We start from the raw sequence: 24,449 nt of genomic DNA, 5'->3' as shown, positions 1-24,449 counted from the left end.
GAGGGGAGAAGTAAAAATGAAAACATTGCTAGAGGTAAAAGATTTGCAAGTCTCCTTTGATACACATGCAGGTGAAGTACAAGCTGTACGCGGTGTTACTTTTGATTTGAAAAAAGGAGAAACATTAGCGATTGTAGGAGAATCTGGTTCTGGTAAATCAGTTACTTCTAAAGCGTTAATGGGATTAATTCCGAATCCTCCAGGACGTATTAAAAACGGTGAAATCGTATTTGAAGGTCGTGACTTAACGAAATTAACAGAAAAAGAAATGCAGCAAGTTCGTGGTAAAGATATCGCAATGATTTTCCAAGATCCTATGACATCATTAAATCCAACGATGACAATTGGGAATCAAATTATGGAAGGCCTTATTAAACACCAAGGGATGAGTAAAGCAGATGCACGTAAAGTTGCATTAGAATTAATCGACCTTGTAGGTATTCCAAATCCAGAAGCACGTTTAAAACAATATCCTCACCAATTCTCAGGTGGTATGAGACAGCGTGTAGTTATTGCGATGGCGTTAGCTTGTAACCCCAAATTATTAATTGCCGATGAGCCGACAACAGCGCTAGACGTTACAATTCAGGCGCAAATTTTAGAACTTATGAAGGACATTCAGCAAAAAACAGAAGCAGCAATCATTTTCATTACGCATGATTTAGGTGTAGTGGCAAACGTTGCGGACCGCGTAGCAGTTATGTACGCTGGTAAAGTTGTTGAAATTGGAACGGTTGATGAAATTTTCTACAATCCGAAACATCCGTACACTTGGGGCTTAATCGCATCTATGCCAAGTTTAGATGGTTCAGAAGAAGAGTTATATGCAATCCCTGGAACGCCTCCAGATTTATTAAAGCCGCCAAAGGGAGATGCTTTTGCACCACGTAACCCACAGGCATTGAAAATTGATTTTGAAATGGACCCACCTTTATTTAAAGTAAGTGATACACACTATGCGGCAACTTGGTTGCTTCACGAGCAAGCTCCAGAAGTAAGACCGCCGGCAGTTGTTGAAAAACGCATTCTTCAAATGAAAGCAGGTGAACAACATGACTAAACAACGTGAGAAATTAATTGAAGTAAAAAATGTAAAGCAGCACTTCGACGTGAGTGGTGGTGTTGTCAAAGCGGTTAATGATATTTCATTTGATATTTACCGCGGAGAGACATTTGGTCTTGTAGGAGAATCAGGTTGTGGTAAATCTACAACTGGAAGAACGATTATTCGTTTATATGATGCAACTGCTGGTGAAGTATTGTTCGATGGTGAAAATGTACATGGTAAAAAATCACGCGCACAACTGAAGAAGTTCAACCGTAAAATGCAAATGATTTTCCAAGATCCATATGCATCATTAAACCCTCGTATGACAGTAGGGGATATTATTGCAGAAGGTATTGATATTCACGGACTAGCAAAAGGCAAAAAAGAGCGTATGGACCGTGTTCATGAATTATTAATCACAGTTGGTTTAAATAAAGAGCACGCAAACCGTTTCCCTCATGAATTCTCGGGTGGACAACGTCAACGTATCGGTATCGCTCGCGCACTTGCTGTAGAACCGGAATTTATCATTGCCGATGAGCCAATCTCAGCACTTGATGTTTCAATCCAGGCGCAAGTTGTAAACTTACTGAAAAAGTTACAAAAAGAAAAAGGTTTAACATACTTATTCATTGCCCATGATTTATCAATGGTAAAATATATTAGTGACCGAATCGGCGTAATGTACCGTGGTCAAATCGTTGAGCTAACAACAAGTGAAGAGTTATATGCGAATCCAATTCATCCATATACGAAATCACTATTATCAGCAATTCCGCTTCCAGATCCAGATTATGAGCGCAATCGTAAACGTATCGTATACGATCCATCTCAGCATGATTATGCTAGTGAAGCACCAACAATGCGTGAAATTCGCCCAGGACATTTCGTATTATGTTCTGAAGCAGAGTATAAGAAATATAAAGAGATTTATCAATAAGAAAAAAGAGCCATTCTTCCGCTACAGAAGGATGGCTCTTTTTCTATTCTATAAACAGTTGTATTGTTAACATTTGTCGGTAAGTGAATATAAATGTTATTTTCCAATGAATGCATTTTAATTAAACGAGTATTACTGTGCCTGAACAGAAATACTCTCCTCTTGTTCTTCTGGTTTAACGAGTGCATAACGTTCCCACGCTCTACTTTTCCAACGGAAGAACATAATGATGGCACGTGTCCATTCATCAATAGCAATCGCTAACCAAATACCAACGAGCCCCATATCTAAATGGAAGGCGAAAAAGTAACCGAGTGGTAAACTCATTAACACCATAGAGAATGCGCCGATTAAAACGGGGTACTTTGCATCACCAGCTGCGCGAAGTGAATTGATAATGACGATGTTCATCGTACGTCCCGTTTCAAGTAGTACACTTAGTAAAAGAACTGATGCACCTAACGTAATAATGTGCGGATTATCTGTAAATAGTCCCATTAATTGTGTACGGAATGTAATGACGAGAGCGACCATACATAAAGTGACTCCAATTGCCCACTTTACACTTTTCCATACGCGTTCATACGCTTCGTCTTTTTCCCCACCGCCAACGAGGCGTCCGATAATAATGGCTGTTCCCATACCGATCGCAATCGCGAATAAATAAGTGAACATAGAAATGTTCGTAGCGTATTGTCTCGCCGCTAATGATTCCGTTCCTAAGTATGTTGCATAGTATAAGAAGACAATTTGGCAAGCTTGATACATAACCTGCTCAAATGCAGATGGAATCCCGATTTTTAAAATTTTTCCGATGTATTCCTTTGATAAGGTAAAGTAATATTGTAATTTCACACGGTATTCCATAACGCGGTACAGTAACCAGAAGAAAACGATAAGTGCGATTAATCTGCTGACAGCAGACGAAATGGCAGCCCCTTGTACACCGAGCTCTGGGAAACCAAATTTTCCGAAAATGAGTACGTAGTTTCCAGCGATATGAATAATATTCATTCCAAGTGAAATAAACATCGCTTGCTTTGTGAAGCCATGTACGCGGATAATTGCGGCTAATGAATTAATAATAGCTTGAAGGAAAATAGCGCCTCCGACGATAGATAAATAGTTTTGCGCATACATGAGTACATCGCCTTGTAAGTTCATTGCCATCATCATATGTTTTGAAAATAAAAGAAAACCAGCGCTTATAATGAGTCCGACCACTAAATTTAATGTGACGGCTAAAGCTGATATTTTAGATGCTTCCATAAAACGTTTGGAACCGAGGTATTGAGATACGACGATAGCTGCGCCGTTCCCGATGACTTCTAGTACCAAAATAGCGATATGGAGATATTGATTCGCTGCACCAACCCCAGATACAGCATCATCTGATAATGCACTTAACATGAAAGTATCAGCGATCCCCATTAACATAAATAGAAAAACTTCTAGAAAAATAGGCCATGTTAATAAGAATAAACTTAATTTCTCTGTCGGCCCGTTTTTTGCCTGAATTGCTGTCATGTCCGTCCCCTCTTTACCGATATCTATTTTTAGCAAAATGTATCGTAACATACTTTCTTATCCTTTGCACTCATTTTAACCTACATATCTTTATTATGAAGAGAGTGCTATTTTATGATAAAAAGAGAAGGATAATTATGCGCAAAGTATTATGAGATATAAAATTTGTTTTTCTCTGATAATTTAGAAATATATAAAAATGGTTATTTTCAACACTTTAGTAAGGATAATCAACAATATGAAACGTTTACAAAGGTTTATTTTTTAACGGAAAATTTTAATAAAATAGAAATATAAATATACAAAAAATATATTTGTGTGTATAATATGAATTGTTAGAACATATATATATTTCTATTTGTTTGAAAATGAAAGGGCTAACATTTTTTTGGAGGGTGGAAGTATGAAAAAAAAGATACCAGTTTTTGTAGCGTCAACAGTAGCGATGAGCATGATGTTAGGGGCATGTAGCTACCAAAAAGATGAACCGCAAGCGAACGCAAAAGGGGATAGCGGGAAAAGCGGTGCGAAGCAAGTTATTAACTTAATTGAAACACAAGAAATTCCAACGATGGATCCAGCGTTATCAGCTGATGCAGTTTCTTCAAGAGTAATGACTAATACGATGGAAGGCTTATACAGTTTAGGGAAAGATGATAAGCTAGTTCCTGGTGTAGCGAAGGAATTCCAAAAGTCAGAAGACGGTAAAAAATATACATTTAAATTACGTGAAGACGCAAAATGGTCAAATGGTGAGCCTGTGACGGCGAAGGATTTCGTATACGCATGGCAAAGAGCGATTAACCCAGATACAGCTGCGAAATCAGCGTACATTATGTATGATATAAAAAATGCAGAGAAAATTAATAAAAAAGAGATGAGTCCAGATCAATTAGGCGTGAAAGCGATTGATGATCATACATTAGAAGTGGAATTAGACAATTCAATTCCATACCTTGTAGATTTAATGGTATATCCAATCTTCTATCCTGTGAATGAAAAGTTTGTGAAAGAGCAAGGTACGAAGTTTGGTTTGGAAGCGAATACAACACTTTATAATGGACCATTTACATTAAGTGATTGGCAACATGAACGTAGCTTTAAAATGACAAAGAGCGCGTCATATTGGGACAATAAAGAAGTGAAGATTGAGGAAGTAAACTTTAATATTGTAAAAGATACGTCTACGCCAATTAATTTATATGAAACAAACGCAGTCGATCGAGCGACGTTATTAGCAGAGTTCATCGATAAATATAAAGGAAAACCGGATTTCCAAACAGTAGAAGATACATCTGTATTCTTCCTTCGTTTAAATCAAAAAGACCCAGCTTTAGCAAATAAAAATATTCGTAAAGCAATTTCACTTGCTTTTGAACGTAAGCCGTTCGTTGATACATTATTAAATAACGGTTCTAAGCCAGCAACAGGATTAATTCCTGATAACTTCATTAAAGGGCCAGATAAGAAAGACTTCCGTGCTGTAAATGGAGATATTGTAAAACCAAACGTGAAAGAAGCGAAGAAGTATTGGGAAGCTGGTAAAAAAGAACTTGGTAAAAATGAAATCGAATTAGAGTTATTAAATGAAGATGTTGAATTATCGAAGAAAACAGGTGAATATTTAAAAGGTGAGTTAGAAAAGAATTTACCAGGTTTAACAGTGAAAATTAAACAACAACCATTCGCGCAAAAATTAAAACTAGAAGATGCGGGCGATTATGTGATGTCATTCTCTGGATGGAGTGCAGACTTCCCAGATCCAGTTACATACCTTGATATGTTTGTGACGGACGGATCGCAAAATAAAATGAAATACTCTAATCCGAAATATGATGAAATTATCATGAAAGCGAAGAAAGATGGAAGCGATGTAAATGCCCGTTGGAAAAACTTACTAGAAGCAGAGAAAATGTTACTTGATGACGCTGCGATTGTTCCAGTATATCAACGTGGTAGAGCATATATACAAAGAGAATCAATTAAAAATATGTACAACCATAAATATGGCGGTGATTTAAGCTTTAAATGGGCGTCAGTAGAGAAATAAGAAAAAAGCAGGTGATTGCCTGCTTTTTTTTAATACGTACGTTTCTTATAAATACCTTTCCCGCCAACTTGATTCCAGCCGGATTGCACATCCAAACTTTTATTAACAAACTTCATCTTTTCTTTTCCGCCAAAGAGTTTTTCACCAATGCTATTTGTAATGACACCAATCAATGCTGTTATTCCGATGATGAGGGCAGCAACCGTGACAAAATCAATAAAAAAAGCAATCATTTGCAAATTCCCCCTTTGCCTGTCTGTATGTTTATTGTATGAGATAAAAGACAAAAAAGAAAGAAATGTCAGAAAAATAATGGATTTATTTTAGAAATCGTATAGACACGAATGAGAATGTTTGTTAAAATAAGAACAAATGTTCCTTTTCATTCTCACTTGTATAGTCTTACATTTCTTAATTGATTTATCAAGAAAAGGTAAGAAAACGTTCTCTTTTTTATAGGAAAGATTCTGGAACAATAACTATATATCATATGAATAATCTATGAAAAGCAAGCGTTAAGAGGGTTGGAGGTATTGTTAAAGTACAGATAAAGCGAGTGTGATCATGTTACATAGCAGTGGAATACACGGAAGAGTTTTCTCAATTAGAAGGAAATTTACTGTATATTTCTTGCAAAATCTATTGTATAATGATTATAGAAGTTACTTATTAAAAGTAATTGTTGTTTGCTAAAAGTTGTTGCTTACATGAAATGCGATTTTTGCACTTTGTTTTAAGACAAGGTATCGCAAAAAATAGCTGAATTTAGAAATTTAAACTGTAATTAGTACAGAATTTGTACTCTTTAAGGAGAGTGAGCTTTGTATGGTAACATTATATAGTTCTCCAAGCTGTACGTCTTGTAGAAAGGCGAAATTATGGCTAGAGGAAAATCATATTCCTTATACAGAACGTAATATTTTCTCAGATCCATTAACGATTGAGGAAATTAAAGAGATTTTACGTATGACAGAAAGCGGAACGGATGAGATTATTTCTACTCGTTCGAAAGTTTTCCAAGAATTAAATGTAAACTTAGAGTCTTTACCACTTCAAGATTTATATAAGATGATTCGTGACTATCCAGGGATTTTACGTCGTCCAATTATGATTGACGAGAAACGCCTTCAAGTAGGTTACAATGAAGACGAAATCCGCCGTTTCTTACCACGTACTGTAAGAACGTTCCAATTACGTGAAGCACAGCGTCTTGTAAATTAATTATAATAATATGAAAACCTTCTACTTATTATATAGTAGAAGGTTTTTTTTAATGTTTCACATTTCGTAATCGAACTTGTTGCACGATAATACCGATGCATAAAATGGTGAAAATAAATAAGTAAGGAATGCTTGCAGTGAAACTTGGGTTGTTATGAAAAAAGGTTGCAAGTCGGTCTTCATGTGTGACCATTTTTCCTGCTGTATAGGCGAGAATCGCTGCCCCGCAATAAATGAGGAATGGAAAGCGTTCCATAAGTATTAAAATAAGTTTGCTGCCCCAAATAATAATCGGGATAGAGATGAGTAAGCCGATTATTACGAGTAATAATCTTCCATGAGCTGCCCCTGCAATGGCAATAACGTTGTCAAATCCCATAACAAGGTCCGCGAATACAATTGTACGCACAGCTTGAAATAAAGTTGTTTTTCCTTGAATAGAAGAAAGATCGTTGCTATTATCGGTTAGTAAATTTACTGCAATTAATGTAAGTAAAACGCCGCCGATAAGTTGCAGAAATGGAATGTCGAGTAAATAGACAGCTAGTATAGTAAGAAGAATTCTTAGTACGATTGCTAAAAGAGTACCAATCAAAATGGCTTTATTTCGTTTCGATTCAGGTAAATTTCGGCTAGCTAGTGCGATAACGATTGCGTTGTCACCACCTAGTACAACATCGATACCGACAATCATTAGTACAGATGTTAAAAACTCTAAGTCCATTCGTCTGCCTCCATTTATGATGTTTTAATAAGCGAACTATATGTATGTGGTGAAGAGAGAGTAAATCATCTTCTCTAATAAAAGTTTCACTTTATTACAGTGTACGGTGGAAGGTGGAAATGTATGTCCAAATTTTTTGTGAGTAAGAAATCGCTATAATGATATATTTGTGTAGACAATCGAATAAAGATAGGCATATAACTATTTTTGTAAAATAAATCGATTTTATTTCCATTCTGGAGAATCTTATCATAAAATGAGAGTACAAGAATCTATTGATTTGTCATATGAGTGGGGAATCCCTTCATAACAATTCCAAACAGGAAGGGAGAGTTGTATTTTGGATATTGAAAGAATAAATGACCATACGATGAAATTTTTTATTACGTACATTGATATAGAGGACAGAGGCTTTAATCGTGAGGAAATTTGGTATGACCGCGAACGAAGCGAAGAGCTCTTTTGGGAAATGATGGACGAAGCTCGTGATCATGACGATTTCTTTATTGATGGGCCGTTATGGATTCAAGTGCAAGCAGTCGATAAAGGGATTGAAGTACTTGTTACGAAAGCAGAGCTTTCAAAGGATGGACAAAAGTTAGAACTACCAATAGGTGTAGATAAAATCATAGACATTCCTCTAGATGAAGGCATTGAATCATTATTCCAGCAAGAATTAGTGGAAGAGGTAGAAGAGCAAGCAGGAACAAACTTTAACGAAGATGGTACGTTTGGCTTTTTAATTAAGTTTAATGATTTTGAAGATGTCATTTCATTAAGCCACCGTCTTATCTTTGAAGATATAAAAGATGAGCTGTATTCATTTGAGAACCGCTATTATGTATATGTGGAATTCGATGAAGTGCTACATGATGAAGAAGAAATTGATCGTATTTTAAGTATTGTTTTAGAGTACGGAGAAGAATCAACATTAACAATTCATCGTGTAAGTGAGTATGGGAAACAAATTGTGAAAGAGCATGCGCTTGAAACAATTCGCAATAATTTTCCTGCTAAAACGTAGGCCGATTTCTGTAGTATGAAATCGGCTTTTTATATGAAGAATAGGAAAGCTTTCTTAGTAAGGAGGTAAGAGATGAAAAATACGTTAAAGTTGATTTTCTTTGTTTTACTATTGTTCGCATTATTTGTTTCGTTACGTATGTTTATTGATGTAGCATTTTATTCGGATGTGATTGGGATAAAAGATGTGTCGATCCTAGGTATTATTAGTATTTTATTTACAGTATCTGCATTTTTAATTGGCTGCGTGATTTTCTTAGAGAACCGTCATCCGTCAAAAACACTTACATGGCTCATTGTGTTAGGTATTTTTCCGGTATTTGGATTCTTCGCTTATTTATTATTCGGACAGAACTTTCGGAGGAAGAGAATGTTCCAAAAGAAGGCGTTGCTCGATGAACAAGCGTTTTTACAATATAAGGGACATGAAGATTATGAAGAACGGATTTTGCGCAATCATAAGCATCAAGAGCTGTTATTCCGTTTAGCGGACCGCTTAGGCGCTTTAAATATTTCATTTCAAACTGAAACGAGAACATTAACAAATGGAGATGAAACGTTTCAGGCCATTTTAGATGGATTAAAACGAGCGAAACATCACATTCATATGGAATATTACATTGTGCGTGATGATAAGCTTGGAACAGAAATTAAAGATATTTTAATACAAAAATCAAAAGAAGGCGTAGTTGTTCGTTTTTTATATGATGCGGTTGGAAGTTTTAGATTATCGAATTCATATATTGAAGAATTAAACGACGCAGGTGTTGAAATGATTCCGTTTTTCCCTGTGCGCTTTCCGATTTTAAACGATAAGATTAATTATCGAAACCACCGAAAAATCGTTATTATTGATGGGAATGAAGGATTTGTAGGTGGATTAAATATTGGTGATGAATATTTAGGGAAGGATAAGTACTTCGGTTTTTGGCGAGACACGCATTTATATTTGCGTGGTGAAGCTGTTCAAAGTTTACAACTTATTTTCCTTCAAGATTGGTTTTATATGACTGGTGAGGCTGTGCTAGCCCCTGAACATTTACAAGCGAAAGCAGTTGAGGGGGATGATTGGGGAGGCGTGCAGCTCGTTGCAGGTGGACCGGATAATAAATGGGAAACAATTAAACATTTATATTTTGCCATGATTTCTTCTGCGCGGAAATCCATTTGGATTGCGACGCCGTACTTCATTCCAGATGATGATATTTTATCCGCATTGAAGGTAGCTGCACTTGCTGGTATTGATGTTCGTTTATTAATGCCGAGTAAGCCTGATAAGCGTACCGTCTTTTACGCATCGAGATCGTACTTCCCAGAGCTTTTAGATGCAGGGGTAAAAATATATGAATATGAAAAAGGTTTTCTCCATAGTAAAGTTGTCATTGTCGATTCTGATTTAGCTTCAATTGGGACAGCTAATATGGATATGAGAAGTTTTCATTTGAACTTTGAAGTAAATGCCTTTTTATATGATACAGACAGCATTCGAAAACTCGTTCAAGATTTTAAAGAGGATATAGAAGAATCAAGTGAAATTCATGTCGATCGTTTTCATAAAAGGCGTCTTCATAGACGAATTGTTGAATCGACGTATCGATTATTATCACCTTTATTATAAAAAGAGATGTCCGAAATTGGGACATCTCTTTTTTAAAAGGAATTTGTAATAAATTGTAGAATATAAGGAGCTGAAAGGGTGTGATTCCGATGTTTATCGCTAAAAGAGAAAACGGAGAAAAAATTCATCTACTCTATCATCATGATGAAGAGCTTTTACATCGTATGCGTAAAAGGGAAAGCTTCTTTTGCATAGCTTGCGGGAAAGAAGTGCAAATGAAATTAGGGAAACAAAAAAGTTGGCATTTTGCTCATAGGAAAATGGACGCGTGTCTTGCCTTTTATGAAGCGGAATCTATGTATCATATGCACGGTAAAGAATTGTTATATAGGTGGTTCAAACGTCAAAACTTCCCTGTATATATAGAGCACTATCTTCCAGAGATTCAGCAACGACCAGATGTTTTTATAGAGAGAGCAGGGAGAACAATTGCGGTTGAATACCAATGTGCAAATCTTTCTATAGAGCAGCTGTACAAACGAACCTATTCGTATTGGCAAGCTGGTATACAGGTCATTTGGATCATTGGTGGAAATCAATTGAAAAAGCACTCTGCATATTGGATGAAATTCTCCTCACTTATGGCTTTCTCCTTACAGTCTTATCCTCAGCCATTTCTTATTTTTTTCTGTCCGAAACAAAAATTATTTATGAAATGCGCGTTTCTCACTTCATTTTCTACAAGCATCTCTTTCTCACATACTATATATTTACCAACTGAAACGACTACTTTTGAAATGCTCTTTGCTCCCGTCTCTTTCCGAAAAGAAACATTAGGTGAGGAATGGAAACAGCGAAAGAGCTACTTTCGGCAAAATGCTCTGCCGATTTGGAATTACAATCATAAGTCACTATTACGCCTCTTATATCAATGTAAATGTAGCCCAGCAAATTTCCCTTCTGAAATTGGTGTGCCGCTCCCGTCCTCATTTGCTTTTCAAACAAATCCATTTATATGGCAAGCTTTTCTATATATGAAGTGTATAGGCGAGCTTGCGGTAGGCGATTATATTTCCCTCGGGTATGCGTGTAGTTATGTGAAAAAGTATACGAAAAGGCGTATGCTCCCGTACTTTTCACAGCATATATGGAAAGTGGCAATTACTGAATATATGGTATTTCTGTGTTATGCAGGTGTATTGCAGAAAGTGGGGACTTATAAGTACCGGAAAAAAAGGGGTGTAGTCATACTGAAAACAGAGGAGGAAATTATGAAATATGATGAAATTTGCTTAGCGTATGCCTTATCTTTATTTGAGGAAAAGTACAACATGAGAGAAGGAAAAGGGGATATAATAAAGACTGATCGTGAAGGAATTACATAAGAAAAATCGAATTGTATGTAAGTAGAGATATTTAAAGGAGGGCTTAAAGGATGTCTGAACAAAACACAGCAAAAACATTACCAGATCGCAAAGAGATTGAAGAATCAAGTACGTGGCGATTAGAAGATATTTTCCAAACAGATGCAGAATGGGAAAAAGAATTCCAAGCCATTAAAGAGCTATTACCGAAGTTAACTGAATTTAAAGGGAAACTTGGTGACTCTGCGAACAATTTACTTGAAGCATTACAATATGAAGATGAAATTTCAATGCGATTAGGTAAGCTATATACATATGCACATATGCGTTACGATCAAGATACAACAAACTCTGTGTATCAAGCGTTAAATGACCGCGCGACAAATTTATATTCACAAGTATCTAGTAGCACAGCATATATTGTGCCTGAAATTTTATCGATTTCAGAAGATACACTGCAAACATTCTTGAAAGAAAATAGAGACCTAAGTGTATATGAACATGCTTTAGAAGAAATTACGCGTCAACGCCCGCACGTATTATCTGAAGCGGAAGAGGCTCTATTAGCAGAAGCATCTGAAGTAATGAGTGCATCAAGTAATACATTTGGTATGTTGAATAATGCGGATTTGAAATTCCCATCTATTAAAGGTGAGGATGGAGAAGAAGTAGAAATTACACATGGTCGTTACATTCAGTTTTTAGAAAGTGATGATCGTCGTGTGCGCGAAGATGCATTCAAAGCTGTATATGAAACGTACGGAAAATATAAGAATACATTTGCAAGTACGTTAAGCGGAGCTGTGAAACGTAATAATTTCAACGCCCGTGTTCGTAAATACGATTCTGCACGTCAAGCAGCATTAAGTAATAATAATATTCCTGAGGCTGTGTATGATCAACTTGTTGAATCTGTAAATGATAATTTACACCTGCTGCATCGTTACATTGATATTCGTAAGCGTGCACTAGGGCTTGATGAGCTTCATATGTATGATTTATATACACCACTTGTACCAGAAGTGAAAATGAACGTGAAGTATGAAGAAGCACAAGACATGTTATTAAAGTCTTTAAACGTGCTTGGTGATGAGTATGTTGACATTTTAAAAGAAGCATATGAAAATCGCTGGGTAGATGTGTATGAGAATAAAGGAAAACGAAGCGGAGCATATTCATCTGGTGCATACGGAACAAATCCGTATATTTTAATGAACTGGCATGATAATGTAAATAATTTATATACACTTGCTCATGAGTTCGGTCATTCTGTGCATAGTTACTACACAAGAAAAACGCAGCCGCACGTATACGGTGATTATTCAATCTTCGTTGCAGAAGTAGCATCAACTTGTAATGAAGCGCTTCTAAACGATTATTTATTAAAAACGACAGAAGATAAGAAAGAGCGTCTATACTTATTAAATCATTATTTAGAAGGATTCCGTGGTACTGTATTCCGTCAAACGATGTTCGCAGAGTTTGAGCATATTATTCATAAGAAAGTACAAGAGGGACATGCGGTTACGCCAGACATGTTAACGGAGATTTACTATGATTTAAATAAGAAATATTTCGGTGATTCTTTAGTAATCGATGAAGAGATTGGTTTAGAGTGGTCTCGTATTCCGCACTTCTACTACAATTATTACGTATATCAATACGCAACAGGATTTAGTGCAGCAACAGCTCTATCTAAACAAATTTTAGAAGAGGGGCAACCAGCAGTAGAACGTTACATTAATGAGTTCTTAAAAGCAGGAAGCTCAGATTATCCAATTGAAGTGCTGAAAAAAGCTGGAGTAGATATGGCATCTCCAGAACCGGTAAAAGAAGCATTGCAAGTATTTGAAGAGAAATTAAATGAATTAGAAGCATTATTATTTGAAGAGAAGTAAGAGAAAAGACGAGGAATTTACCTCGTCTTTTTTATTTTGAATATTTTTGTCGATATTTGTCGAAAAAATAAAGTGAATTTCCTTCTTTTTTCTAAATTAGAAGGCAGTTTTGCGATTTTTTTTTTAGTTAAAAACCTTTAAATCGTTTTTTATGGTTGAAATAAGAGAGAGCGATGACAATGACTCCAAATAAAAGAGGGAAGGCAATAATTTTTGGAAAAGCTTGTAGTAGAGAGAGGATGTACAAGAAAAAAGAAACGATGACAGCTAGAATGATAAGTAAAATATACGTTTTTTTCATACAGAACACCTCCAAAATAGCTTTTTTATAGCTTATTCAGAAATGAAAACGTTTAGAATGTGACAAAAGTGTGAAATTCGACAAAAGGGGTTGTCATCTGACGTCGAATCTTGTAATATAATAAGCGTGAACGAATTCACATACAAACATATACCCCTTTGTTTGAACGTGAAAATTTCTCCCATCCCCTTTAATATTTTTATAAGCCGTAAAGAAAAAGACCTGGTGTTTTACACCAGGTCTTTTTCTTTTGCTATCCATTTCCAATAACGCTCACATTTTACTTCAATCATTTGTACTTTTCGTTTCAGTTGTAATTTTTTCAGTTCGCGCTCGATCTCTTGTTGCGAGCTGTCATATATAAATGCTACTTCTTTTGAAGATATAAATTGTGTTGCTTCTAATAACACTTCTAAAGGTGGTAATGGTTCTGGCTCAATTTCACATTTTACAAGTTCTTTCAATAATTGTACGTATACGTCGTAGGAATAAGTTCCAGCGATTTTAATACCTTCTTCATCTGAATTCGCATGAAAAAATACGAGAGAAGGTATTTCTGTAATATGCATCTCATTTGTGAATTTCAAGTCACATTGGAAAGCTTTTTTTGCGCTAGTGGAATGTAGGTCTTTTTTAAATTCTGCTACATCAATACCGCTATCTCTTGCACATGCAAGTAATAATTCGCAGTCAGGGTTTGATACATTTTCAAGGAAAATGTATTCTTGGAGTTTTCGCAAAAACTTCGAACCTGCTTTTCGGCCCTGCAACTCCGCTGCCTTAATTGCCATCGAAACTAAATAGGGTGTTGACGATGCCTCTTGCATATGTACCTTTCCATCACATGAAAAACCTTGCAAACTTGTTGTCTTTTCCCACACAAATCGAATATTAGCAGGTTTATTCCATTTGTGTGAGGAAGCGTTCGTTCCGTCCACTTTTCCTGTTACGATATGACGAATAGAGAAGTATTTCCCGTATTCAAGCCATAGTTTAATAATAAAGGGCTCAATTTCCCAGCAATCTTTACAAAGTGGATCAATAAATAAATATGCTTCTACAGACTTATGCTCACATGCGGAAGGAGATGGCATATTGATATGCTTTGCTTCCTGCTTATCCATTACACTTCACCTGTTTCATTTGGAGTATTAACCATATGCTGAGCAGTTAATGCTAAACGTTCAAAAACAAACTCTCTTATATGACCGTGCACTCCTGTGTCATCCATTGCTTGCTCCATACATGATAGCCAAGCCTCTGCTCGTTTTGGAGTAATCTCAAACGGAAGATGGCGTGCTCTTAACATAGGATGACCATGTTCTTCAGTGTACAAATTAGGACCACCTAAATATTGCGTTAAAAATTGTTTCTGCTTCCTAGCGGTTTCTGTTAAATCATCCGGGAAGATGGGAGATAGGTCAGGGTGTTTGCTGACATAGGAATAAAATGTGTCTACTAATATTGCAATGCATTGTTCACCGCCAATTGCTTCAAATGGTGTCATCGGTTGCTTGCTCATCCTTTATAAACTCCTTTTTCCATGAAATGTATATCTATTGTAGCAATGGAATGTTCCAGAGGGCAAATAAATAGCCTTCATAACGTTCTTTGCTTATTCTACAGATGTAAAAGAATCTTTTCCTTTTAAAAAGTGAGATATATCCACTAGTGGAACGTATTCACTAGTGGAATTTTCACTTTAGCGTGCTTTGTTTTGTTTGGCAAGGAAAAAGCGTTTTACTTTATTATTTGTATGACGGATTGGTATGTCGTGCTGCTTTAATAAATGAATAAATGCAGCTTTGCCTGTTTCCTCATCTTGCACTTCAAATTCAATTTCATAATCATCGTGATTGTAATAGAAACTATGATCAAAGACAAGTGTTCCGCCTTCAAATAGCGTTTCGGCTCTTTCAGTTGTTAAACTACCCATATAAGTTAAAGCGGAAACAGGAATTTGTAATTTGTGCAGTTGATCCATTACAGCCCCTGGAACGATTACGTTTGTTTCCATCATCATTCTTGCTTCGTCTTCTGTTACGACTTGATGAGTTTCCAGTAAGCCGACTTCTGCAGGTTGTTTCAATGTTAATGTATAAGTTTCTCCTTTATGACGAATACGAAGTGCAGAGCCAGCTTCTTTTAATGAGAAGTCTGGTGTTTCAAAGTAGTGATTCACCTGTTTCGTAAATACCTCAATAGAGAATGATTTACATAATGTATCGAATTCTGCTTCTGTAACAATATTTTTAAATTCAATTTCAATTTCTTGTGTCATTGTATGCGCGCTCCTTTTAAAAAATAATTCTTTACACATTATCGCTTTTTCACAAATTTGGTTCAATGTTTTATTTGTTTGCGTCCATGTTATGATACAATAATACTGTTAAGTAAGACAGGAAGTTGAGATGGAGGAGTTAGAGCATGCAAAATAAAATTCAAGTTAAGAGCGTAGAAAAGAGAGAGAATGCGCTTATTTTTTGTGCGGAAAATAATGAAATAGAGGTAAAGGAGTTAAGTGCGCGTAATCACGTACTTGTAGACTCAGACAATTTATCATTTTTATATATTTTAGAAAACGAATCATCTTTCATTTATGTAAGTATTCCGCACACATGCTGGGAAGCAATGCATGAAGCGATGAATAACGATATAGTCATGTTCGTTCGTGTGAATGACGTTGAAATGGAATTAGAAAGTTTAAAAGAAGAAGTAGAATATTTAGTTGAAAATATTGAAGGTAATGCAAATTACGGTGAAGAACTAGTAACTGCTGTAGAAAAAGTATTTCTATAAGCAAATGGATTGATTTTGGTGGTGGTTGAAATGAATCGAAATTGGGAAGAATTTTTAGCACCTTACCATCAAGCGGTGGCAGAGCTGAAAGTGAAACTAAAAGGAATGCGTACTCAATTTGCAATGTTAACAGAGCATTCTCCAATTGAGTTTGTAACAGGAAGGGTAAAGTCGGTTGCAAGTATTATTGATAAAGCGGAGAAGAGAAATGTACCGCTAGATCGGCTAAGAGAAGATATGCAAGACATCGCGGGCCTTCGTATGATGTGTCAATTTGTTGATGAAATTAAGCCTGTTGTAGAATATCTTCGAAAACGAAATGACTTTGAAATCGTGGAAGAACGTGATTATGTCACGCAAAAGAAAGATAGCGGTTATCGTTCTTATCACGTTGTCATTAGTTACCCAGTTCAAACGATTCAGGGAGAAAAAAAAGTATTGGTAGAAATCCAAATACGCACGTTAGCAATGAATTTTTGGGCAACAATTGAGCATTCTTTAAATTATAAATATAGTGGACGTTTTCCTGAAGATATTAAAATACGCTTGCAACGCGCAGCGGAAGCCGCGTTTTTATTAGATGAAGAAATGTCTTCTATTCGTCTTGAGATTCAAGAAGCGCAGAAAGCTTTTTCAAGAAAACAAGAAACGAAAGATTCCGAATCATAAACTAAAGGGTGTTGGGCGATGAAATTTACAATTATGTCAAAGGGAGATCAATCATCAGATACATTGGCAGGCACGATGAAAGAGTACTTGCTAGATTTTGGATTTATAATGGATGAAAAGGAACCCGATATTGTAATTTCTGTTGGGGGAGATGGAACGCTTTTATATGCGTTTCATCGTTATTATAATCGATTGGATGAAACAGCATTTGTTGGTGTACATACAGGGCATTTAGGTTTCTATGCAGATTGGTTACCGACAGAAGTAGAGAAATTAGTAATTGCAATTGCTAAAACACCATTCCAAGTGGTGGAATATCCACTTTTAGAAGTGATTATTCGCTATGTGAATGGGAGTAAAGAGTCACAGTATTTGGCGATGAATGAAGCAACTGTGAAAAGTGCGGAAGGTACATTAGTAACAGAAGTGGAAATACGCGGAGAGTACTTTGAAACGTTCCGCGGGGATGGCCTTTGTATTTCTACTCCTTCTGGAAGTACTGCGTATAATAAGGCGCTTGGCGGAGCGATTATTCACCCTTCTATTGAAGCGATTCAAATTGCAGAAATGGCATCTATTAATAACCGTGTGTTTCGTACTGTAGGATCGCCACTCGTACTGCCGAAGCATCATACATGTGTGTTGAAGCCGGCTGCAGGAATGAACTTACAAATTACGGTGGACCATTTAACGATGGTGCATCAAGATGTGAAATCAATCCAGTATCGCGTTGCAAACGAGAAAGTACGATTTGTTCGTTTCCGTCCATTCCCGTTCTGGAAACGAGTTCGTGACTCGTTTGTGGCAGATAAATAGAAAGGGTTTATATATTTGAACAGATTTACATTGAAATGGGATATAGAATCGGCTGAAGAGGGAACTTTAGTTAGAGAATTTTTAAAAACAAAAGGGATTTCTAAAGCCGCATTAACGGATATAAAATTTCACGGCGGAGCTATTGAAGTAAATGATCAACATGCGAGCGTTCGTCATCAGTTGCAAGCTGGTGAAGAATTACGTGTCTTTTTTCCAGTGGAGGAAAGAAGTGAAGGGATGATTGCGGAAGATATCCCTTTATGTATTGTATATGAAGATGATGCGGTTCTTGTCATAAACAAAGAGGCGAACATGTCAACGATTCCGTCTAGAGAACATCCGGCAGGGAGTGTTGCGAATGCGCTCTTATGTCATTATGATAAGCAGCATCTTGCAAGTACGGTGCACATCGTAACAAGATTGGATCGTGATACTTCAGGGCTTATGCTTATTGCAAAAAATCGTTTCGTGCATCATCTTTTATCGAAACAGCATCAACAAAAAGCTGTGAAAAGAACGTATGAAGCAATCGTTCATGGTGAGATGATTGAACGAGAAGGAACAATTGACGCACCGATTGGACGAAAATCGGATAGCATTATTGAGCGAATAGTTTGTGAAGATGGGCAAAGAGCAGTTACTCATTTTAGAGTGATGGATAGCGCCTATCATAAGACGCATGTATCGCTTGAGCTTGAAACAGGAAGAACGCATCAAATTCGTGTACATATGGCTCATATAGGACATCCGTTACTCGGAGATACTTTATATGGTGGGAAAAGGGATGAAATGAATCGACAAGCACTTCACAGTACATCTTTGACGTTTTATCATCCTATTTTAGAGAAGGAAATGTCTTTCACTACAACGATTCCAAGCGATATGGAAGAGGTATTAAGGCATACTTAAAAAGGGAACAAAATTCTTATGTAATGAAGAATTTTGTTCCCTTTTTTCTTAGCGGAATAATATTAAAATTTGATTTTTACCCGTGCGCTTTATAACGAAAAATCCACTTTCGGATTTTGTGGCAATACCATCGTTATTTGGACGACAATATCCATGCGTTTCGCAAGTGCCGTCATCACGTACTAACATTTGTCCAATTAATCCGACAGGAAGCCACTCGGCACGATCTTTTCTTGCTATATATTTGCAAGCTGGATCCCATTCTGTATTTAAAAGAGGTTGTATGTCTTGCGATTCCGTACGTGCATATTGACGTTTTCCAAAGCTATCTGTTTTGTAGCGTTTCTGCCAACTTAAAGCACCGCTATTTCCTATAAGGGCGGGGGTTGCGCTAGATATTCCTAAAATGAATGAATCGTTTGAAGTAGCGATCCGAATTTTTTCTTCGCTACTAAATGTAACGAAATAACCCACATCAATAAGATTATTGTCTGCTGTTTCAAACATTTGTGCAAAATCAGTTCCACTTGCATTGTAAGAAGCGCCATCAATATACATTTCCTCATTATGAGCAAGCCACTTTGCACCAATATGATGATCGGTTTCATTTGTACCGTTAGCAATAAACCAAGAATAAGATTCTTCTGCTGTGCCGAAGCGCCCCATAATGTGGCTACCTGCAAAATGAGCCGTTGATGTATGATTACCTTCCGCATGAGAAGAGAATCCGTTAGCGATAGTCGCAGTTCCTTCTGCATGTGCTGCTTCGCCTAAAGCGATTGTATGTTTACCTTCCGCATGAGAATAAGATCCGCCTGCTGTCGTTTCACTTCCTTCACTATGGGAACTATGTCCAGTTGCTTTCGTTTTTGATCCTTCTGCATGAGAGAAAGAAGCTTTTGCATGTGTAAGAAGCCCTTCTGCATGTGAAGCTGTCCCCTCTGCATGAGAGTGAAGCCCCTCTGCATATGCATACCGTCCACCTTTTTTTACTTTTGTATTTTCAGGTGTAGGGGTTTGAATTATGATCGTTTTTTCCGTTTGTATATCATTGGATGGTGCTAATGCTTCTTTTATTTTCTTCACTTGATTGATAATAGCAGCTGGAATTTCTACTTCTGTTTTTTTATTTATTGCTACAGGTATATTTTCTTCTATATTTTTCTCTGTTTGCTCAGAGGGTACAATCTGTTCATTATGAGTAGAGAGAGGTTTATTTTTTTGTTGCATCTTTGTTTTTCTATTATCAATTATGCGGCTCATTACAGCATTTTCTAAAGAGACAAATTTTGGTCTAGCTTTGTTTTTGGGGGATGCCTCTTGTCCTTCCAGTTCTTCTAAAGCTGCAGCTCGGATGCTGCACCAGTTGTTAATTCCGTACATGGGCAGATAAAAAGGCGGGCATTTTCTTTTTTGTTTAGAAGATTTTTTCTTCATTCTGTCACCTCCTGCGACAGTATATGCCGTGTAATTAAAAAAAGATGCACTTTATTGCATCTTTTTTTAATTACTTTACCTAGTTTTTATAGGAGAACGGCCTAAATAATATGGTAATCTCTCGTAAGTTATGAAATTGGGCGAAACTTCTCTGGGACAAAAGGGAGGGAGGAAGGGACGGAAACAGTCTCCATTTCAGGATAACGTAATCCAGTTAAACTCCCGCCAAATACAGCACCAGTGTCAATATTAATTGTATGCTTTACAAAGCGAGGTTCTTTTACAGGTGTATGTCCATATATAATCCAAGCTTTTCCTTTATATTCCTTTGCCCAGTCGCGACGGACAGGAGAGCCGTCAGCATGTTTTTCTCCTGTAATATCGCCATATAATACAAAGGTTTGTACTTTTTTATCTTGTCTTCCTATGTAATCTTGCCGAATTCCGGCGTGACATACAATTAACCTTTTTTCATCGAGTACGTGATATAAAGGGGATTGCTCATAAAGTGTGATGAATTTTTCCTTTGTAATATTCTGTTTATGAGAAGGCAGTGCTTCATATTCGGCAACTGTTGTTTCGAGCCCATGAGCGATTGATACGTTACGTCCGAGGAAAAAGCGGTATAGTTTATTACAGTGATTTCCCGGAGCATAATAAGCTACTTTTTTATTTATGACAAGTTCCCATACGATTTCAATCATACGTAATGAATGAGGACCGCGATCTGTAATATCACCAACAAATGCAAGTTTACGTTGATCAGGGTGAATCGGCAGGTCACTATTCCACTTATATCCGAGTTTCATTGTTAAATCTTGAAACTCTTGGAAGCATCCATGAATATCCCCTATAATGTCATATTTCATATTTAAACCTCCATCATATTTTCCATTAGTATATCTAAAAAAGGATAGAGATAAAGTGAAACTTTAATCAGTGGGGGTTTTCTTCATCCCCCCACTGATTATCAGCCCTCACCAATCGGACTTTTATGGGCAATTGATCCCCCACCTAACTTCTTTGCTTTCGCTGGATTTTAAGGTGGGGTCTTACTGCCCATTAAAGCGGGATAAAAATATACCGTTTTTGTACTTCATTTAAACATAAAGATTTTCGTCCTTGAGCGAACGTTTAAAACAAATCCAATCGCTATCATGTAAGTGAGTAAGGAACTTCCTCCGTAGCTCATAAGGGGTAGTGTGATTCCTGTAATAGGGAGTAACCCGATGGTCATCCCGATATTTTGAAATACTTGAAAAGTAAACATTCCGATTGTACCAGCGCAGATATAACTACCAAAAGGATCATTACTTTCTAGCGCGATATGAATCATGCGGAAAATAAGTAGGAAAAAAAGTGCAATAATAACACTTGCGCCTAAAAAGCCGAATTGTTCAGCGACATTAGTGAAAATAAAATCTGTATGTGGTTCTGGAAAGTATACTTGTCCATTTTCCCAACCTTTTCCTTGCATTTCTCCTGATCCAGTAGCTAAGAAAGCTTGTCTTAATTGATAGCCTTGCGCATCATATTTGTATGGAGCTAACCAGCCGTAAAAGCGATTTAGTTGATATTCTTGTAAAATGTGTTCTTTAAAGAATTTTGTATGAGTAAAAAAAATATAAGTTAATGTAACGCCAGCTGCAGAAATACCAGAAACTAATCCGAAAATAAAACGCCAACGTATACCAGAAACCAATATCATTGCTGCGAGCATAGCTGAAATTACCATCGTGTTTCCTAAATCAGGTTCCTTTGCAATAAGTAGCAGAGGTGGCAAACTTGTTGCACATATTTTTCCGAGTAATAAAAAATCGTCGTGTATTGTTCGGAAAAAATATTTCTCATTGTGATTTGCTATAATTCGTCCGGTGACGAGAATTAAAAACAATTTCATAATTTCAGAAGGCTGGAAATTTCCGATGCCTGGGAGCCTGTACCAAGCGGTCGCACCTTTAATTGTGACGGCACCTGGTACTTGAAGTTCTAGTCCAATGAGTAGTACCAATGCAAAGCTATATAAATACCAAGCAATTTTTTGATAACGATCGAAATCAATAATCATAATGACACCAATGGCTATAAATCCAATGAAGTACCATTGGATTTGCTTTAATACAAAATTTACGCTTTGCAAAAATGGTGGTAAAGAAGCTTGTGCACTTGCAATTGCAAAGCAACTAACAGTCCCAATGGCAAATAAGATGAATAGTAATACGTAGTCTATTTGATATTGAGAATTTGGATCTTTCAATGTATGTATTCCTTTCTATCGCCTAGTAAGTATATGGATCATGTCATGATAAAAATAATATACAAGCAGACTATGCATACATTTATTCCACTATTTGTGGGAAGTCATACATCACGAGGAAGGAATAGCACCTCCCTTGTGATAGACTATATTGCACGGAGCTCTTTTGTAATGATATGTAAACAATAAGAAAGACGTGCATGTGTATTTATATCTGGAATGAGGTTTGGAAATAGATTATAAAATTTGACCGCATTTTTATACCATCCGTAAGCTCGTATCAACCCCTTTTTATAATATTTGGCGTCTTGTAAGAAACCATACTTTTTCGAGGTTAAAACGAGCTGAGAAAAATCTTCGCAGCCTTCAAGGAATTTATGATGTACTTGCTGTCCAGTATGAAGGCGGAATGAACTTAAGGGCTCAGTGATATACATTGCATCACCTTTTGAAAGTAAACTGATCCAAGAAGCCATATCAACACTACAGCCATATTTTCTGCCATGTAAGGTGCCGAAAGGTTCTGTTAATAGGCTTTTTCTAAAAAGTACGATTGTAGGTTCACCGATAATATTTTGTCCTGCTATAAGCATACGGTTTCCAAAATCTTTCCCATTTAGTAGCGTATCTTCATCATATAATTTTTTCATGGAGGGATGTTGTTCAATTGTATCTCCATTATCATTAATCCAAGTGCGATAGGATGTGATAAGTGCGAGATTTTTATTTAAGTCTTGTTGGAAATGAAACATCATTTTTTCGATTTTATTATTATAAAATATATCATCGTCCATTAAGAAATTTATGTACTCTCCATTTGACCGTTCTAAGAGCATAAGGGCGTTATGAAATTGTCCAAGAGTAGAGCTATTTCGAATGTACGTTATATGTTTATACTTATGTAAATAATATCGGTATATTAGCTTTTCTGTTTCATTATTTGTACTATCGTCTCCTACAATAATTTCGATATTTGAATACGTTTGTGCTAATGCGCTTTCTAGAGCAATTTTAAAATAATGTGGTCGATTATAGGTGGGAATCAGGATGGAAACGAGAGGCGAATTTTTTGTATTATTCATATACAACTACCTTTCAGAAATTTTTTGTGTAAGAATAATATCTTGATAACTTGTATGTTCAGTTCTGCTACACCATGAACCATAATGGGGGGGAGTCTGTACTTCTAGTCCATACTTATTTAATAGGGTATGAATATTTTCCTCAGGATAGGCAACTGCGAAATTCGGGATGTCTTTATTAAGAACATAGCAATTGTCCATTTGATGATAAAAACCTAACGTACTTAATCCTGCATTTAAGTAATAGGAAGAGTCAGAATTAATTAAAAAGAAAGTAATAAAACATCTCCCATCTTTTTTCAAAACTCGTGAAATCTCACATACGTAATGTTCTAATTCTTTCGGAAGGAGATGGGTAAATACAGACGTTAAAAAAATAAAATCGAATGAATCATCTTCATAGGGAAACTTGTATTGGGAAGCATCTTCTTTTCCTTCGGGGTTATAGAATTGATTATATATATCGACATGTTCAAAATGAAAATTGTTGCGGCGTGTTGAAATGTTATTTTTGCACCATGTAATTCCCTCATTGAATAAATCAAATCCATAATAAGCACCATCATCACTTAAATAATTCATTAATGGAACTGCCATTCGGCCGATACCGCATCCTATATCTAACACTGTTTCATTTGAGTTTAAGTTGCCAATTTCAATAAAATACTGCATAAACTCTTTTCCAACTTCTTCAAAGTTACCACCTACATATTGAACGAGTTCTGGGGGTGGAATTAATGTGATTTTTTTCTCATTTTCGTTCATACATTCACTCCGTCCTTGTAGTAAAGTAGGGGATTTATAAATCAATCTATAGTGAGGGGAA

At 36.4% G+C, this 24,449-nt stretch carries 24 protein-coding genes; 12 read left to right on the top strand and 12 right to left on the bottom strand.

The window, feature by feature from the left end; translation table 11 throughout:
- Positions 1-16 precede the first annotated feature (16 nt).
- Entirely contained in the window at positions 17-1,060 is a 1,044-nt protein-coding gene (locus tag FOT98_RS10820) for an ABC transporter ATP-binding protein (protein WP_000854348.1), read from the top strand.
- On the top strand, positions 1,053-1,988 hold the full coding sequence (locus FOT98_RS10815; RefSeq protein ID WP_000166352.1) for an ABC transporter ATP-binding protein: 936 nt from the start codon (positions 1,053-1,055) through the stop codon (positions 1,986-1,988). Before FOT98_RS10820 ends, FOT98_RS10815 begins: the two co-directional genes overlap by 8 nt.
- Before the next feature lie 132 nt (positions 1,989-2,120).
- Here FOT98_RS10815 and FOT98_RS10810 read toward each other — a convergent pair whose 3' ends face one another.
- Positions 2,121-3,566 carry an MATE family efflux transporter gene (locus tag FOT98_RS10810; protein WP_063260238.1) on the bottom strand — a complete coding sequence of 482 codons (1,446 nt, stop codon included), beginning with the start codon at positions 3,564-3,566 and terminating at the stop codon, positions 2,121-2,123.
- Positions 3,567-3,918: 352 nt separating this feature from the next.
- Here FOT98_RS10810 and FOT98_RS10805 point away from each other — a divergent pair, with 352 nt between their 5' ends.
- A complete protein-coding gene (locus tag FOT98_RS10805) occupies positions 3,919-5,565 on the top strand; it encodes a peptide ABC transporter substrate-binding protein (RefSeq protein WP_063260239.1) in 1,647 nt (548 codons plus the stop codon).
- Positions 5,566-5,594: 29 nt separating this feature from the next.
- Here FOT98_RS10805 and FOT98_RS10800 read toward each other — a convergent pair whose 3' ends face one another.
- Complete coding sequence (locus FOT98_RS10800; protein WP_000559978.1) at positions 5,595-5,798, bottom strand: hypothetical protein; 204 nt, start codon at positions 5,796-5,798, stop codon at positions 5,595-5,597.
- A 592-nt stretch (positions 5,799-6,390) separates the two neighbouring features.
- Between FOT98_RS10800 and spx the strand changes: the two genes are divergently transcribed.
- Positions 6,391-6,786, top strand: coding sequence for a transcriptional regulator Spx (gene spx / locus FOT98_RS10795; protein WP_000258267.1), 396 nt, complete (start codon positions 6,391-6,393; stop codon positions 6,784-6,786).
- Positions 6,787-6,835: 49 nt separating this feature from the next.
- Here spx and FOT98_RS10790 read toward each other — a convergent pair whose 3' ends face one another.
- A complete protein-coding gene (locus FOT98_RS10790; protein WP_061678732.1) occupies positions 6,836-7,510 on the bottom strand; it encodes a TerC family protein in 675 nt (224 codons plus the stop codon).
- Positions 7,511-7,850: 340 nt separating this feature from the next.
- Here FOT98_RS10790 and mecA point away from each other — a divergent pair, with 340 nt between their 5' ends.
- The 4 genes from mecA to pepF all read left to right on the top strand — a co-directional run bounded on the left by mecA (position 7,851) and on the right by pepF (position 13,353).
- A complete protein-coding gene (gene mecA / locus FOT98_RS10785; RefSeq protein ID WP_000350711.1) occupies positions 7,851-8,534 on the top strand; it encodes an adaptor protein MecA in 684 nt (227 codons plus the stop codon).
- Between the two features lie 72 nt (positions 8,535-8,606).
- Positions 8,607-10,151: a cardiolipin synthase gene (locus tag FOT98_RS10780; protein WP_063260240.1), complete on the top strand. Its 1,545-nt coding sequence runs from the start codon at positions 8,607-8,609 to the stop codon at positions 10,149-10,151.
- Between the two features lie 80 nt (positions 10,152-10,231).
- Positions 10,232-11,476 (top strand): competence protein CoiA, encoded by a 1,245-nt coding sequence (locus tag FOT98_RS10775; protein WP_063260241.1) that lies wholly within the window; start codon positions 10,232-10,234, stop codon positions 11,474-11,476.
- A gap of 50 nt (positions 11,477-11,526) precedes the next feature.
- Positions 11,527-13,353, top strand: a complete 1,827-nt coding sequence (pepF, locus tag FOT98_RS10770; protein ID WP_061678734.1) for an oligoendopeptidase F — start codon at positions 11,527-11,529, stop codon at positions 13,351-13,353.
- A gap of 127 nt (positions 13,354-13,480) precedes the next feature.
- Here the strand turns inward: pepF and FOT98_RS32325 are convergent, their stop codons facing one another.
- From FOT98_RS32325 to FOT98_RS10755, 4 genes are all read right to left on the bottom strand, one after another.
- The gene (locus FOT98_RS32325; RefSeq protein WP_002051510.1) at positions 13,481-13,654 is read right to left on the bottom strand and encodes a hypothetical protein; all 174 of its coding nucleotides are present in this window, start codon (positions 13,652-13,654) and stop codon (positions 13,481-13,483) included.
- Between the two features lie 230 nt (positions 13,655-13,884).
- Positions 13,885-14,778 (bottom strand): ClpXP adapter SpxH family protein, encoded by an 894-nt coding sequence (locus FOT98_RS10765; protein WP_063260242.1) that lies wholly within the window; start codon positions 14,776-14,778, stop codon positions 13,885-13,887.
- Positions 14,778-15,176, bottom strand: a complete 399-nt coding sequence (locus FOT98_RS10760) for a globin domain-containing protein (RefSeq protein ID WP_000043382.1) — start codon at positions 15,174-15,176, stop codon at positions 14,778-14,780. Before FOT98_RS10760 ends, FOT98_RS10765 begins: the two co-directional genes overlap by 1 nt.
- Positions 15,177-15,356: 180 nt before the next feature.
- Complete coding sequence (locus FOT98_RS10755) at positions 15,357-15,935, bottom strand: CYTH domain-containing protein (protein ID WP_063260243.1); 579 nt, start codon at positions 15,933-15,935, stop codon at positions 15,357-15,359.
- A gap of 146 nt (positions 15,936-16,081) precedes the next feature.
- On the opposite strand from FOT98_RS10755, the gene FOT98_RS10750 reads away from it, so the two are divergent.
- Genes FOT98_RS10750 through FOT98_RS10735 form a run of 4 tightly spaced genes read left to right on the top strand, consistent with a single transcriptional unit; the run spans position 16,082 to position 18,847 of the window.
- The gene (locus FOT98_RS10750; RefSeq protein ID WP_063260244.1) at positions 16,082-16,453 is read left to right on the top strand and encodes a UPF0738 family protein; all 372 of its coding nucleotides are present in this window, start codon (positions 16,082-16,084) and stop codon (positions 16,451-16,453) included.
- A 30-nt stretch (positions 16,454-16,483) separates the two neighbouring features.
- The gene (gene yjbM / locus FOT98_RS10745; RefSeq protein WP_001081480.1) at positions 16,484-17,122 is read left to right on the top strand and encodes a GTP diphosphokinase; all 639 of its coding nucleotides are present in this window, start codon (positions 16,484-16,486) and stop codon (positions 17,120-17,122) included.
- A gap of 18 nt (positions 17,123-17,140) precedes the next feature.
- Entirely contained in the window at positions 17,141-17,938 is a 798-nt protein-coding gene (locus tag FOT98_RS10740; protein WP_000673186.1) for an NAD kinase, read from the top strand.
- 15 nt (positions 17,939-17,953) lie between these two features.
- On the top strand, positions 17,954-18,847 hold the full coding sequence (locus FOT98_RS10735; RefSeq protein ID WP_063260245.1) for an RluA family pseudouridine synthase: 894 nt from the start codon (positions 17,954-17,956) through the stop codon (positions 18,845-18,847).
- A 48-nt stretch (positions 18,848-18,895) separates the two neighbouring features.
- On the opposite strand, the gene FOT98_RS10730 is transcribed toward FOT98_RS10735, so the two are convergent.
- From FOT98_RS10730 to FOT98_RS10710, 5 genes are all read right to left on the bottom strand, one after another.
- The gene (locus FOT98_RS10730; protein WP_063260246.1) at positions 18,896-20,284 is read right to left on the bottom strand and encodes a peptidase G2 autoproteolytic cleavage domain-containing protein; all 1,389 of its coding nucleotides are present in this window, start codon (positions 20,282-20,284) and stop codon (positions 18,896-18,898) included.
- Positions 20,285-20,412: 128 nt separating this feature from the next.
- Entirely contained in the window at positions 20,413-21,153 is a 741-nt protein-coding gene (gene prpE, locus FOT98_RS10725) for a bis(5'-nucleosyl)-tetraphosphatase PrpE (protein WP_063260247.1), read from the bottom strand.
- Positions 21,154-21,380: 227 nt separating this feature from the next.
- Entirely contained in the window at positions 21,381-22,541 is a 1,161-nt protein-coding gene (locus FOT98_RS10720) for an FtsW/RodA/SpoVE family cell cycle protein (protein WP_063260248.1), read from the bottom strand.
- 146 nt (positions 22,542-22,687) lie between these two features.
- Positions 22,688-23,623 carry a glycosyltransferase family 2 protein gene (locus FOT98_RS10715; protein ID WP_063260249.1) on the bottom strand — a complete coding sequence of 312 codons (936 nt, stop codon included), beginning with the start codon at positions 23,621-23,623 and terminating at the stop codon, positions 22,688-22,690.
- Between the two features lie 6 nt (positions 23,624-23,629).
- Entirely contained in the window at positions 23,630-24,388 is a 759-nt protein-coding gene (locus FOT98_RS10710; protein ID WP_063260250.1) for a class I SAM-dependent methyltransferase, read from the bottom strand.
- Positions 24,389-24,449 lie beyond the last annotated feature (61 nt).

This window comes from Bacillus sp. HY001 (genome assembly GCF_007558965.1).
Classification (GTDB): domain Bacteria; phylum Bacillota; class Bacilli; order Bacillales; family Bacillaceae_G; genus Bacillus_A; species Bacillus_A mobilis.
Note: the sequence above shows the minus strand (reverse complement) of the source record. Positions and strands in the feature narration are given on the sequence as shown.

What these genes read in the sequence shown, in the direction of transcription:
- FOT98_RS10820 (WP_000854348.1), top strand. Translation starts at nt 17, where the DNA reads ATGAAAACATTGCTAGAGGTAAAAGATTTGCAAGTCTCCTTTGATACA.
- FOT98_RS10815 (WP_000166352.1), top strand. Translation starts at nt 1,053, where the DNA reads ATGACTAAACAACGTGAGAAATTAATTGAAGTAAAAAATGTAAAGCAG.
- FOT98_RS10810 (WP_063260238.1), bottom strand. Translation starts at nt 3,566, where the DNA reads ATGTTACGATACATTTTGCTAAAAATAGATATCGGTAAAGAGGGGACG.
- FOT98_RS10805 (WP_063260239.1), top strand. Translation starts at nt 3,919, where the DNA reads ATGAAAAAAAAGATACCAGTTTTTGTAGCGTCAACAGTAGCGATGAGC.
- FOT98_RS10800 (WP_000559978.1), bottom strand. Translation starts at nt 5,798, where the DNA reads ATGATTGCTTTTTTTATTGATTTTGTCACGGTTGCTGCCCTCATCATC.
- spx (WP_000258267.1), top strand. Translation starts at nt 6,391, where the DNA reads ATGGTAACATTATATAGTTCTCCAAGCTGTACGTCTTGTAGAAAGGCG.
- FOT98_RS10790 (WP_061678732.1), bottom strand. Translation starts at nt 7,510, where the DNA reads ATGGACTTAGAGTTTTTAACATCTGTACTAATGATTGTCGGTATCGAT.
- FOT98_RS10780 (WP_063260240.1), top strand. Translation starts at nt 8,607, where the DNA reads ATGAAAAATACGTTAAAGTTGATTTTCTTTGTTTTACTATTGTTCGCA.
- pepF (WP_061678734.1), top strand. Translation starts at nt 11,527, where the DNA reads ATGTCTGAACAAAACACAGCAAAAACATTACCAGATCGCAAAGAGATT.
- FOT98_RS32325 (WP_002051510.1), bottom strand. Translation starts at nt 13,654, where the DNA reads ATGAAAAAAACGTATATTTTACTTATCATTCTAGCTGTCATCGTTTCT.
- FOT98_RS10765 (WP_063260242.1), bottom strand. Translation starts at nt 14,778, where the DNA reads ATGGATAAGCAGGAAGCAAAGCATATCAATATGCCATCTCCTTCCGCA.
- FOT98_RS10760 (WP_000043382.1), bottom strand. Translation starts at nt 15,176, where the DNA reads ATGAGCAAGCAACCGATGACACCATTTGAAGCAATTGGCGGTGAACAA.
- FOT98_RS10755 (WP_063260243.1), bottom strand. Translation starts at nt 15,935, where the DNA reads ATGACACAAGAAATTGAAATTGAATTTAAAAATATTGTTACAGAAGCA.
- FOT98_RS10750 (WP_063260244.1), top strand. Translation starts at nt 16,082, where the DNA reads ATGCAAAATAAAATTCAAGTTAAGAGCGTAGAAAAGAGAGAGAATGCG.
- yjbM (WP_001081480.1), top strand. Translation starts at nt 16,484, where the DNA reads ATGAATCGAAATTGGGAAGAATTTTTAGCACCTTACCATCAAGCGGTG.
- FOT98_RS10740 (WP_000673186.1), top strand. Translation starts at nt 17,141, where the DNA reads ATGAAATTTACAATTATGTCAAAGGGAGATCAATCATCAGATACATTG.
- FOT98_RS10730 (WP_063260246.1), bottom strand. Translation starts at nt 20,284, where the DNA reads ATGAAGAAAAAATCTTCTAAACAAAAAAGAAAATGCCCGCCTTTTTAT.
- prpE (WP_063260247.1), bottom strand. Translation starts at nt 21,153, where the DNA reads ATGAAATATGACATTATAGGGGATATTCATGGATGCTTCCAAGAGTTT.
- FOT98_RS10715 (WP_063260249.1), bottom strand. Translation starts at nt 23,623, where the DNA reads ATGAATAATACAAAAAATTCGCCTCTCGTTTCCATCCTGATTCCCACC.
- FOT98_RS10710 (WP_063260250.1), bottom strand. Translation starts at nt 24,388, where the DNA reads ATGAACGAAAATGAGAAAAAAATCACATTAATTCCACCCCCAGAACTC.